The organism is Halotalea alkalilenta DSM 17697 (assembly GCF_000621205.1).
Classification (GTDB): Bacteria; Pseudomonadota; Gammaproteobacteria; order Pseudomonadales; family Halomonadaceae; genus Halotalea; species Halotalea alkalilenta.
In genome coordinates this window covers 20,041-31,959 of record NZ_JHYY01000037.1, presented here as the reverse complement: position 1 = coordinate 31,959, position 11,919 = coordinate 20,041, and the positions used below count along the sequence as shown (strand labels likewise).

At 67.1% G+C, this 11,919-nt stretch carries 9 protein-coding genes; all 9 read left to right on the top strand.

Annotated elements, in window-relative coordinates:
* The first annotated feature begins 63 nt into the window (after positions 1 to 63).
* The 9 genes from Q376_RS0107735 (at position 64) to Q376_RS0107695 (ending at position 11,845) form a co-directional block, all read left to right on the top strand.
* Positions 64 to 1,392, top strand: coding sequence for an NAD(P)/FAD-dependent oxidoreductase (locus tag Q376_RS0107735; protein WP_027349838.1), 1,329 nt, complete (start codon positions 64 to 66; stop codon positions 1,390 to 1,392).
* A 222-nt stretch (positions 1,393 to 1,614) separates the two neighbouring features.
* Positions 1,615 to 2,289 carry a haloacid dehalogenase type II gene (locus Q376_RS0107730; RefSeq protein ID WP_027349837.1) on the top strand — a complete coding sequence of 225 codons (675 nt, stop codon included), beginning with the start codon at positions 1,615 to 1,617 and terminating at the stop codon, positions 2,287 to 2,289.
* 22 nt (positions 2,290 to 2,311) lie between these two features.
* Positions 2,312 to 3,586, top strand: a complete 1,275-nt coding sequence (locus tag Q376_RS0107725) for an NAD(P)/FAD-dependent oxidoreductase (protein ID WP_027349836.1) — start codon at positions 2,312 to 2,314, stop codon at positions 3,584 to 3,586.
* 69 nt (positions 3,587 to 3,655) lie between these two features.
* Positions 3,656 to 5,293 (top strand): ABC transporter substrate-binding protein, encoded by a 1,638-nt coding sequence (locus Q376_RS0107720; RefSeq protein ID WP_027349835.1) that lies wholly within the window; start codon positions 3,656 to 3,658, stop codon positions 5,291 to 5,293.
* An 81-nt stretch (positions 5,294 to 5,374) separates the two neighbouring features.
* Positions 5,375 to 6,328 (top strand): ABC transporter permease, encoded by a 954-nt coding sequence (locus tag Q376_RS0107715; RefSeq protein WP_027349834.1) that lies wholly within the window; start codon positions 5,375 to 5,377, stop codon positions 6,326 to 6,328.
* Complete coding sequence (locus Q376_RS0107710) at positions 6,328 to 7,206, top strand: ABC transporter permease (protein WP_027349833.1); 879 nt, start codon at positions 6,328 to 6,330, stop codon at positions 7,204 to 7,206. The genes Q376_RS0107715 and Q376_RS0107710 overlap by 1 nt, the downstream gene beginning before the upstream one ends.
* A gap of 3 nt (positions 7,207 to 7,209) precedes the next feature.
* Positions 7,210 to 8,862, top strand: coding sequence for an ABC transporter ATP-binding protein (locus Q376_RS21810; protein ID WP_043446770.1), 1,653 nt, complete (start codon positions 7,210 to 7,212; stop codon positions 8,860 to 8,862).
* A gap of 107 nt (positions 8,863 to 8,969) precedes the next feature.
* A complete protein-coding gene (locus Q376_RS0107700; RefSeq protein WP_043446767.1) occupies positions 8,970 to 10,442 on the top strand; it encodes an NAD-dependent succinate-semialdehyde dehydrogenase in 1,473 nt (490 codons plus the stop codon).
* 170 nt (positions 10,443 to 10,612) lie between these two features.
* Positions 10,613 to 11,845 (top strand): acetyltransferase domain-containing protein, encoded by a 1,233-nt coding sequence (locus Q376_RS0107695; RefSeq protein WP_081803447.1) that lies wholly within the window; start codon positions 10,613 to 10,615, stop codon positions 11,843 to 11,845.
* Positions 11,846 to 11,919: the final 74 nt, after the last annotated feature.

Here is an 11,919-nt window from a genome sequence, read left to right as displayed (position 1 = left end):
CGGCGCGCGCGGGATGCGTCGCTGGCAGCCTGACCACAACAACCGAACAACAGGAGTGGAAAAATGGGGGCCCATGTAGAAGCCGTTCGCGATAGCGCCACCTTTGCGCAGAGCGTCGACGTGGTGGTGATCGGCGGTGGGATCGTCGGGACCGCGGCGGCCTATGAACTGGCGCGCAAGGGGGTCTCGGTGGCGCTCTTGGAGAAGGGCCGGATCGGCGCGGAGCAGTCGAGCCGCAACTGGGGCTGGTGCCGGCAGCAGAACCGCGACTTCCCTGAGCTGCCACTGTCGATCTACAGCCTTCGGCGCTGGGAGGAGCTCGGCCCGGAGACCGGGCGCGAGCTCGGCTTTCGCCGCTCCGGGCTGGTCTACGCCAGCACCAAGGCCGCGGAACTCGCGACCTGGGAAGCCTGGATCGACAAGGCCCGTGCCTATGGCTTCGTCAGCCACATGCTCTCCTCCAGCGAAGCCAAGCAGCGCACTCCCGGCAGCACCAGCGACTGGCTCGGCGGGCTGTGGTCGCCCAGCGACGGACGCGCTGAGCCTTCGCTGGCGAGCCCCGCGCTCGCGGCGGCGGCGCGGGATCTCGGCGCCTTCGTCCATCAGAACTGCGCGGTGCGCGGGCTGGACATCAGCGCCGGCAAGGTCACCGGGGTCTGGACCGAACGCGGCCTGATCAAGGCACAGAAAGTGGTCTGCGCCGGCGGCGCCTGGAGCTCACGCTTCTGCCGGCGGCACGGCATCGACCTGCCGAATTTGAACGTGATCGGTACCGCATTGAAGACCACCGCAGCCGCGGAGGTCATCTCCGGCGGGCTGGCGACCCCTGGCTTCGCCCTGAGAAGGCGCCTCGACGGCGCCTATTCGCTCTCGATCTCGGGCCGCGGACGATTCGAACTGACTCCGCAGGGGCTGCGTCACGCACCCAAGTTCCGGGTCGCTTTCAAGAGCCGCCTGGCGAAGCTCAAGTACCGGGTCGGCCCTTCGTTCTTCTCCGGCCCCGAGGCGCTCGGCAGCTGGGCGCTCGACGCCGTCTCGCCGTTCGAGCGCCATCGGGTGCTCGATCCTCGTCCGGACCAGCAAATGGTCGAGGAGGCGCTGACCTCACTGGTACGCGAATACCCGGCACTGGCCGGGATCAAGGCGGAGCGAGCCTGGGGCGGGCTGATCGATAGCACGCCGGACATCATTCCGGTGATCTCGCCGGTGGACCAGCTGCCGGGGTTCATCATCGCCTCGGGCTTCAGCGGCCACGGCTTCGGCATCGGCCCGGGCGCGGGACGGCTGATCGCCGACCTGGCGGTATCCGATACTCCGATCGTCGACCCCGCCGCCTTCAGGCTCGAGCGTTTCAGCGACGGCAGCGAGATACGCCAGCCGAAGATGATGTGACCCGCCGGGCGGTGGAAGCGACGGCGAGGCGGCCAATCGCCATTCGTCCCAGCCGCACCTCCTGCTGCCCCGGCCAGGGAAAAAAGCTTTTTGTTCCGCACCAGCCGCGCTTTCAGCGTCCTGCTCCAAAGCCGCGATGCTGTAATGGACCCATGGGCGCGATTCAGCCTTCCACCTCCATGACCACTCGACCACTCGATAAAACAAAGGAACAACACCCTCATGAGCGAGATCATGCGTCCGAAGTTCATCACCTTCGACTGCTACGGCACGCTGACCAACTTCCAGATGGCGACGATGACGCGTGAGCTCTTCGCCGAACGGATCCCTGAGCCGGCGCGGATGGAGCGCTTCATCCGCGATTTCAGCGCCTATCGGTTCGATGAGGTGCTGGGCCCGTGGAAGCCTTACGTCGAGGTGGTCAAGGGCGCGCTCGAGCGCACCTGCAAGCGCTGGGGCATCGACTACATCGATGCCGACGGCCAGCGCTACTACGATGCGGTACCGACCTGGGGCCCGCATCCCGACGTGATCGAGGGCCTGTCGAAGATCGCAGGCAAGATCCCGCTGGTGATCTACTCCAACGCCTGCGACGATCAGATCATGTCCAACGTCGCCAAGCTCGAGGTGCCATTCCACAAGGTCTTCACCGCCGACACCTTCAAGGTCTACAAGCCTCGGCTGACCGCCTTCGAGGCGATGATCGACACCCTCGGCTGCAATCCGGAAGACTTGCTCCACGTCTCCTCGAGCTTCCGCTACGACCTGATGTCGGCGCACTTCATGGGAATCAAGGACAAGGCCTTCGTCGCCCGCAGCCATGAACCCTATGCGCCCGGCTACGGTGCCACCGAGATCGCCGACATCCGCGGCCTGCCTGCGCTGGTGGGCCTCTGATCCATTCCGGGGAGCTTCAACGGTGAAATTCGAATCCTACTGGCTCGATACCGCCCCACCCTTCGAGCATGCCGAGAGCGCGCCGCCCGAAGGCCGCTTCGATGTCGCGGTGGTCGGCGGCGGCTTCACCGGGCTCTCCGCGGCGCGGACATTGTCCCGCGCCGGTGCCTCGGTGGCACTGTTCGAGGCCGGCCGAATCATCGGCGAGGCCTCGGGGCGCAACGGCGGCCAGTGCAACACTGGCGTCGCCCAGGACTATGGCGCCTTGGTCGCGCGACTCGGCCGCGATCGCGCGCAGCGCTGCTACCGGGCCTATGCCGATGCGGTGGAGAGCGTCGAGCGGGTGATTCGCGACGAACGCATCGACTGCAACTTCCTCAGGCACGGCAAGCTCAAGCTGGCGGCCAAGCCTGCGCATTACGAGCAGCTGGCGCGCACCTGCGAGCTGATTCGCCAGGACGTGGATCGCGACGTGGAGATGATCCCCGCCTCGCGGATCGGTGAGGAGGTCGCCTCGCCGCTGTTCCACGGCGGCCTGCTGCAGCGCAACGGCGGCCAGATGCATATGGGCCGCTTCGGTGTCGGCCTGGCCACTGCGGCGGCGCGCCACGGGGCCAGCATCTTCGAGCACGCGGCGGTCAGCGCGATCGACCGCCGCGCGAGCGGCGTGCGCATCGCCACCGCGCGCGGAGAGATAGAAGCCAAGCAGGTGCTGATCAGTACCGGCGCCTCGCAGACCGGCCCGCTCCAGTGGTATCGCCGCCGCATGGCGCCGGTCGGCAGCTTCATCGTGGTCACCGAGCCGCTCGATCGCGAACGGCTGGATCGGCTGCTGCCGAAGCGGCGCGCCTACGTCACCAGCCGGATCATCGGGCACTACTTCCGGGTCACCCCGGACGACCGCCTGCTGTTCGGTGGCCGGGCCCGCTTCGCCATGTCCAATGTCCGCTCGGATGCCAAGAGCGGTGCGCTGCTGCGCGCCGGGCTCGAGGCGACCTTCCCGGAACTGGCGGGGGTGAAGCTCGACTACTGCTGGGGCGGTCTGGTCGACATGACCCGCGACCGGCTACCACGCGCCGGCAGCCATGACGGCCTGTACCATTCGATGGGCTATAGCGGTCACGGCGTGCAGATGTCGGTGCACATGGGCGAGAGAATGGCCGCCACGCTGCTGGGCGCCGCCGACGCCAACCCCTGGGCGGATTTCGATTGGCCAGCGATTCCAGGCCACTTCGGCAAGCCCTGGTTCCTGCCGCTGGTCGGCGCTTGGTATCGACTGCAGGACCGCCTCCACTAACGACACCGCCCAGCCGATAAAGCTGCCTCCAGGCACTACAAAAATCCCAACGCACGACGGAGAAGCCGAATGACCGACCACAAGAACTCCATTCCCGGGCTGATCGGCCCAGAACAAAGCACTCGGCTGTTCGAAGCGATGCACCGTGGCCTGTCGCGACGCGACGCATTGAAGGCCCTCGGCGCCGCTGGCCTGTTCGCCGCGAGCGCGGGCTCGATGTTCGGCAGCGGCCTCGGCTATGCCGCCGAACCCGCGGGCACCCCCACCCGCGGCGGCCGCATCCGGGTGGCCGCTCACTCGGCCTCGACCTCGGATACCCTCGACCCCGCCCTGGGCGCGACCGCGATCGACTATGTCCGCCATGCGACGTTCTACAACGGCCTGACCGTGTTCGATGAAACGCTCACGCCCCAGCCTGCGCTGGCCGAGCACTTCGAAACCACCGACGGCGGCACGACCTGGCTGTTCACCCTGCGCTCAGGGGTCACCTTCCACGACGGCAAGTCGCTCGAGCCCGCGGACGTGATCTTCTCGCTCGGCCGTCACAAGGACCCGAACACCGGCTCCAAGGTGATGTCGCTGGCCGAGCAGATCTCCACCGTGGAGGCAGTAGGTGACCGCCAGGTGCGGATCGTGCTGAGCTCGCCCAACGTCGAGCTGCCCTCGATCCTCGCGGTATCGCACATGATGATCGTGCAGGCCGGCACCACGGATTTCACCAAGGGGATCGGCACCGGTCCTTTCCGCTGCCAGGAGTTCAATCCCGGCGTGCGTTCGGTGGCGGTGCGCAACGAAAACTACTGGAAGGAAGGCCGCCCCTATCTCGACGAGATCGAAATGGTCGGGATCGGCGACGAATCCTCGCGGGTCAACGCGCTGCTCTCCGGCGACGTGCAGCTGGTCAACAACGTCAGCGGCCGCTCCGCGTCGCGGGTGGAGAACTCCGGCGCCCATGCGATCAAGGCGAGCAACTCGGGCAACTACAGCGACCTGGTGATGCGCGTCGACCAGGAGCCGACCAGCCGGCCCGAATTCGTCGAGGCGATGAAGTACCTGTTCGACCGCGAGCAGATCAAGCGCGCGGTATTTCGCAACTACGCCGAGATCGCCAACGACCAGCCGATCGCCCAGAGCAATCGCTACTACTTCGACGGCCTGCCGCAGCGTGAGTACGACCCGGAGCGCGCCCGCGCGCTGCTCGCCAAGGCGGGCGTCCAGGGTGCCAGGCTGCCGATCGTCGCCTCACCGGCGGCCAATGGCTCCGAGGACATGGCGGTGCTGCTCCAGCAGTCCGCGCAGCAGGCAGGCCTCAACCTGACCGTCAACCGGGTGCCCTCGGACGGCTACTGGTCGAACCATTGGATGAAGCACCCGCTCGGCTTCGGCAACATCAACCCGCGGCCGACCGCCAATATCCTGCTCTCGCAGTTCTTCCAATCGAGCGCGCCGTGGAACGAGTCGGGCTGGCAGAACGAGCAGTTCGACCAGCTGCTGGTGCTCTCGCGCCAGGAGCCGGACGAAGCCAAGCGCATGCAGATGTACGCCGACATGCAGACGCTGATCCATGACCATGCGGGGATCGGCATCCCGGTGTTCATCAGCGACATCGACGGCTACGACACGAGGCTCAAGGGCTACGAGCGCTCGATCCCACTCGGTGGGTTCATGGGCTATTCGTTCCCCGAGCACGTCTGGTGGGAAGCCTGAGGCCGACGCTAGTCCATCGTTCGTCCCCGCGGGGCGCCCGTCGTACGGGCGCCCCGTCAGAGGCCACTCAGGAGCCCTGCCATGCGTAATCCTATCCTGCGTCTGCTGCTCGGTCGGCTCGCCTCCGGGGTGCTGACCCTGCTGATCGTCTCGCTGGTGATCTTCGCGATCACTTCATTACTGCCGGGCGACGCCGCCCAGCAGATCCTCGGCCAGTTCGCCACCCCCGAACAGGTCGCCGCGCTGCGCACCCAGCTCGGCCTCGACCAGCCGGCGCTGCTGCGCTACTTCAACTGGCTGATCGGCCTGGTCAGCGGCGATCTCGGCCAGTCGGTGAGCAACGCCTTGCCGGTCTCCACGCTGATGGCCGGCCGGCTGCCCAACTCGCTGATCCTCGCCGGCGTCACTACCGCGGTCTCGGTGCCGATCGCGCTGGCGCTGGGGATCATCTCGGCGATGCGCCGCGGCGGCGCGATCGACCGGGTGCTCAACGTCTTCACCCTGTCGATGGTGGCGGTGCCTGAATTCCTGGTCGCGACCATCGCGGTGCTGATCTTCGCCGTCCACCTCGGCTGGCTGCCGGCGCTCTCCTACGTCTCGAGCGTCGAGAACATCGGCGACTTCATGCGCATCTACGCGATGCCGGTGCTGACGCTTTGCTGCGTGCTGATCGCCCAGATGGCGCGGATGACCCGCGCCGCCCTGATCGACCAGCTCGACAGCCCCTACATCGAGATGGCCCAGCTCAAGGGCGTAGGCCCGCTGCGGCGGGTGCTGCGCCACGCGCTGCCCAACTCGCTCGGTCCGATCGCCAACGCGGTGGCGCTGAGCCTTTCCTACCTGCTCGGCGGGGTGATCATCGTCGAGACGATCTTCAACTACCCCGGTATCGCGAGCCTGATGGTCGACGCCGTCGCCAACCGCGACCTGGCGCTGGTACAGGCCTGCGCAATGCTGTTCTGCAGCGCCTACCTGGTACTGGTCATCGCCGCCGATCTCTGTGCGATCCTCTCCAACCCGAGGCTGAGAACCTGATGAGCCAAGCAAACTCCCCCCGCGCGGCGGGCAGTCAGCTGCCCGTCGCCTCGCCCAGCCGACGCAACCGCGCGCCGCGCCACGCCATGCGCTGGATCGGCGCGAGCCTGTTCGGCTTCTGGATACTGGTGGCGATCTTCGGCCCGATGCTCGCCCCGCACCCGGTCGGTGCGCTGGTCGGCGACGACATGTTCGCCGGCGCGAGCGCGGCCTTCCCGCTCGGTACCGATTACCTCGGCCGGGACATGCTCAGCCGGATCCTCACCGGTGCGCGCTACACCGTGGGCCTGGCACTGATCGCCGCGCTGCTGGCGAGCTCGATCGGCGCAAGCCTCGGGATTCTCGCCGCCCTCGCGCCCAAGTGGCTCGACGAGACGGTCAGCCGGCTCAACGATGCGCTGATCTCGATTCCGAGCAAGATGCTTGCGCTGGTGATGGTCTCCGCCTTCGGCGCCTCGATCCCGCTGCTGATCATCACCGCGGTGCTCAGCTATGCCCCCGGTGCGTTTCGCATTTCGAGAAGCCTGGCGGCCAACCTCACCACCCTCGAGTACGTCCAGGTGGCGCGTACCCGTGGAGAGGGCCGGCTCTACATCGCCTGGGCCGAACTGCTGCCGAACATGATTCACCCGGTGCTCGCCGACATGGGCATGCGCTTCGTGTTCATCGTCCTGCTGCTCAGCGGAATGAGCTTCCTCGGCCTCGGCGTGCAGCCACCGATCGCGGATCTCGGCTCGCTGGTGCGCGAGAACATCGGCGGCCTGAGCGAAGGGGCGCTGGCGGTGATCGCCCCGGCGGTCGCGATCGGCACGCTCACCATCGGTGCCAACCTGCTGATCGACAGCCTCTCCGCAAGCCGCGGCCAACAGGGAGACTGACCCATGCTCGGCGAACCCATCGAAGTGCAAGACCTGCTGGTCACCGCGGTCAATTCCGCCGGGGAAGAGGTCGAGATCGTCAAACGGATCGGCTTCTCGCTGGCCGCAGGGGAAGTGCTGGCGCTGATCGGCGAATCCGGCTCGGGCAAGACCACGATTGCGCTCTCCCTGCTCGGCTATGCCCGGCGCGGCTGCCGGATCTCGGGCGGCAGCGTGCGGCTCGGCGCAACCGAGGTGCTGAAGCTGCCGGCGAAGGAGCTACGCGACCTGCGTGGCCACCGCGTGGCCTACATCGCACAGAGCGCAGCGGCCTCGTTCAATCCGGCCAAGACCCTGATGGAGCAGGTGATCGAAGCCGCGCTGATCCACAAGGTAATGAGCCGCGAGGAGGCCGAGGCCAAGGCGGTCGGGCTGTTCCGTGAGCTGGCGCTGCCGGACCCGGACAGCATCGGCGCGCGTTACCCGCACCAGGTCTCCGGCGGCCAGCTGCAGCGACTGATGGCGGCGATGGCGCTGATCACCGATCCGGCGCTGGTGATCCTCGACGAGCCGACCACCGCGCTCGACGTGACCACCCAGATCGAGGTGCTGCGCGCGTTCAAGCGCGTGGTGCGCGAGCGCGGCACCACTGCGATCTACGTCTCCCACGACCTCGCCGTGGTCGCCCAGATGGCCGATCGCGTGCTGGTGCTCAACGGCGGCGAGATCCAGGAGCAGGGAGAGATCGACCAGATCCTCGAGCATCCCGCCCACCCCTATACCCGGAGCCTGCTCGAGGCCGCCCGCCCCGACCAGAAGCTCTCCCCGCCACCGACCACGCCGGGCGCGGAGCTTTTGCGCATCGACGACCTGCAGGTCGGCTACGGCGCGCGCGATGCCGATGGCGTACCGGCCAAAGTAGTGCTCGACCACATCCAGCTCAATCTCGCCCGCGGCCGGGCGCTCGGCGTGATCGGCGAGTCCGGCTCGGGCAAGTCGACGCTGGCCCGCGCCGTCGCCGGACTGATCGGCCCATCGCGAGGCGCGGTGCAGTTCGACCGCCGCGAGCTGACGCCGACGCTCAAGGGCCGCACGCCGGATCAGTTCCGCCGTATCCAGATGGTGTTCCAGAGCGCCGACAACGCGCTCAACCCCTCGCACAGCATCGAGCGCATCCTGACGCGTCCGCTGGATACCTATTTCGAGCTCGATGGCCGTGAACGCAAGCGCCGGGTGGCCGAGCTGATGGACCTGGTCAAGCTGCCCCAGGCGCTGCTCAAGAGGCGTCCCGGTGAGCTTTCGGGCGGCCAGAAACAGCGCGTCAACCTCGCCCGGGCGCTCGCCGCCAAGCCCGACCTGCTGCTCTGCGACGAGGTCACCTCGGCACTCGACACCGTGGTCGGTGCGGCGATCCTCGAGCTGCTGGTCGAGCTGCGGCGCGAACTCGGCGTCTCCTACCTGTTCATCAGCCACGACATCTCCACCGTTCGCGCCCTGTGCGACGAGGTGATGGTGCTGTTCCAGGGGCGCTGCGTCGAACAGGGCCCTTGCCGCGAAGTGATCCAGAATCCGCAGCACTCCTACACCCAGCGGCTGATCGGCTCGGTGCCAGAACTCAGGCGCGGCTGGCTCGAGTCGCGCCCGAGCTTCACCGATTCGCTGGAAGCCCTGGCATGAATACGCATACCGATCGCGGCCTTGCGGCTCGCCGGCTCGCCGTTTCGCGCAAGTCCGCTTTGGCCGCTCACTGAAACCCTCTGCACCGACCCAGCAGGAAGACCATCATGACCCATCCCGATTTCCCTCTCGAACGCCTGGCCGATACCGGGCTGCTGCGCACCCAAGCCTTCATCGGCGGCGAATGGTGCGACGCCGACGACGGCGCCACCCTCGAGGTGATCGACCCCGCCAGCAATCGACCGATCGCCGCGATCGCCGCACTGCAAGCGGTCGAGACCCGCCGTGCGATCGAGGCCGCCGAGGCCGCGTGGCCGGCCTGGCGCGCGCGACCGGCCGCCGAACGCGCGATGCTGCTCGAGCGCTGGCACGCGCTGATCCTCGAGCACCTCGACGACCTGGCGACGCTGATGACCCTCGAGCAGGGCAAGCCGCTGAACGAGGCGCGCGGTGAGATCCGCTACGGCGCGTCGTTCGTCAAATGGTTCGCCGAGGAGGCGCGCCGCGTCTATGGCGACACCATTCCATCGCCGAGCAGCGATCGGCGGATCCTGGTGCTCAAGCAGCCGGTCGGGGTCGTCGCCGCGATCACGCCGTGGAACTTCCCCAATGCGATGATCACCCGCAAGTGCGCCCCGGCCCTCGCCGCCGGCTGCCCGATCGTGATCAAGCCCTCAGAGCTGACCCCGCTGTCGGCGCTGGCGCTGGCCGAGCTCGCCGATCGCGCCGGCTTCCCGCCCGGCGTCTTCAACGTGGTCACCGGGCTGCCGCAGGGCATCGGCGCCGAGCTCACCGGCAATCCCACCGTACGCAAACTGTCGTTCACCGGCTCCACCCAGGTCGGCCGTCTGCTGATGCGCCAGAGCGCGGACGACATCAAGCGCCTGAGCCTGGAGCTCGGCGGCAACGCCCCCTTGATCGTATTCGACGACGCCGATCTCGAGCTCGCGGTAGCGGGCGCGATGGTGAGCAAGTTCCGCAATGCCGGGCAAACCTGCGTCTGCGCCAACCGCATCCTGGTGCAGAGCGGCATTCACGACCGCTTCGTCGCGCGGCTCAAAGAGGAGATCGCCAGCCTCAAATGCGGCGCGGGCTTCGAACCGGGTGTCCAGCTCGGTCCGCTGATCAACCATGCGGCAGTGGAGAAAGTCGCCCGGCACGTCGATGACGCGCTGTCCAAGGGCGCAAGCGCGGTGATCGGCGGTACCCCCAAAGGCGAGGACCAGTTCGTCGCCCCGACCCTGCTCACCGGTGTCGATACCGGCATGCTGATCTGCAACGAGGAGACTTTCGGCCCGGTGGCGCCGATCATCCGCTTCGATGCCGAGGAAGAGGCGGTCGCGATCGCCAATGCGACCCCCTTCGGCCTGGCCGCCTACTTCTTCACCGGCGGGATGAAACGCGCCTGGCGGGTCGCTGAGGCGCTCGAATTCGGCATGGTCGGGCTCAACACCGGCTCGGTGTCGATGGAGGTCGCCCCGTTCGGCGGGGTCAAGCAGTCGGGCCTCGGTCGCGAAGGCTCCAAGTACGGGTTGGATGAGTATCTCGAGAACAAGGCATTTCACATCGGCGGGCTGTGAACGCAAGGCCCATCGGCCGGTCTCGGGGGTAGCCCCCGAGACCCGGTTTCAGCCGAACAGGCACCAAGCACCGGCATTTCGAACAACGAATCCCATGAGGCGAAACCCACGGGTAGCGGCGTTCCCGAGGATCATCGCGCGCCTTCTCGGACAACACACCGGACGCTGAAATGAGAATCTCCTCCGCTTCGCCTTCGATCACCACCCACGCCAGCAGCGCTGCCAAAAGCGCCACGCGAGCCTCGACGCGGCTTAAGTCGATCGACGCCCTGCGCGGCCTGGTGATCGTCTTCATGCTGCTGGACCACGTGCGTGAAACCTTCTTCCTGCACGCCCAGGTACTGGACCCGATGGTCGTCGACAAGACGACGCCCGACTTGTTCTTCAGCCGCATGCTCAGCCATGTCTGCGCCCCGGTCTTCGTCTTCCTGACCGGCCTTTCGGCCTATCTCTACGCATCCAAGCCCGGCAACGGACGTGCGGCGGTATCGGCCTTTCTATTCAAGCGCGGGCTCTTCCTGGTGCTGTTGGAAGTCACCCTGGTGAACTTCGCCTGGACCTTCCAATTCCCGCCCAGCACGGTCTACCTGCAGGTCATCTGGGCCATCGGCCTGAGCATGATCGCGCTCTCCGCCCTGGTCTGGCTGCCCCGCGCCGCGGTGGCGGCCATCGGCATCGCGATCGTCGCCGGTCACAACCTGCTCGACGGGGTGCACTTCCCTCCCGGCCACCTGCTGAACGTCCCCTGGGCCATCCTGCACGACCGCGGTTGGATCGAAGCCGCCGACACCCTGCGGCTGCGCACCTCCTATCCGCTGCTGCCCTGGATCGGCGTCATCGCGCTCGGCTACGCGCTGGGGCCGCTGTTCGGCGCGAAGGTGAAGCCCGAGCGACGCAAGCGGGCCTTGCTGCTGGGCGGCTGCGCACTGATCCTCGGCTTCGTCGTGCTGCGCGCGATCAACGTCTACGGCGACGCGCCCTGGACGGTGCACCAGAGCGCGCTCTCGACGCTGATGAGCTTTTTCAACATCACCAAATATCCGCCCTCGCTTTTGTTCATCATGCTCACGCTCGGCATCGGAGCACTGCTGCTGCGCTGGTTCGAACAACTGCAAGAACGCGCCCAGGGCAGCGGCACGCTTGGCTGGCCGATCGCCCAGCTGGTCACGTTCGGCGCGGCACCGATGTTCTTCTATCTGCTCCACCTCTACGTGCTCAAGGTGCTCTATCTAGGCGCCGTCGGCGTCTGGGGCGCCAACCAGGGCGAGTACTTCGGCTTCGACGCCATGTGGATGGTCTGGGCGACCACCATAGCGCTGGCCGTGGCGCTCTATTATCCGGTGTGCGCCTTCGCCTCGTTCAAGGCCCGTCGCCGCGACATCGCCTGGCTCAAGTATCTCTGAGCGCGAAGCTTGGCGGCGCCGCATGCCCTGCTGGCGCCGCCTGCCGAGTGATGCGCCATGTCCATCGGTATGGC

Coding starts and splice junctions, on each gene's coding strand:
- Q376_RS0107735 (WP_027349838.1), top strand. CDS start 64: ATGGGGGCCCATGTAGAAGCCGTTCGCGATAGCGCCACCTTTGCGCAG.
- Q376_RS0107730 (WP_027349837.1), top strand. CDS start 1,615: ATGAGCGAGATCATGCGTCCGAAGTTCATCACCTTCGACTGCTACGGC.
- Q376_RS0107720 (WP_027349835.1), top strand. CDS start 3,656: ATGACCGACCACAAGAACTCCATTCCCGGGCTGATCGGCCCAGAACAA.
- Q376_RS0107715 (WP_027349834.1), top strand. CDS start 5,375: ATGCGTAATCCTATCCTGCGTCTGCTGCTCGGTCGGCTCGCCTCCGGG.
- Q376_RS0107710 (WP_027349833.1), top strand. CDS start 6,328: ATGAGCCAAGCAAACTCCCCCCGCGCGGCGGGCAGTCAGCTGCCCGTC.
- Q376_RS21810 (WP_043446770.1), top strand. CDS start 7,210: ATGCTCGGCGAACCCATCGAAGTGCAAGACCTGCTGGTCACCGCGGTC.
- Q376_RS0107700 (WP_043446767.1), top strand. CDS start 8,970: ATGACCCATCCCGATTTCCCTCTCGAACGCCTGGCCGATACCGGGCTG.
- Q376_RS0107695 (WP_081803447.1), top strand. CDS start 10,613: ATGAGAATCTCCTCCGCTTCGCCTTCGATCACCACCCACGCCAGCAGC.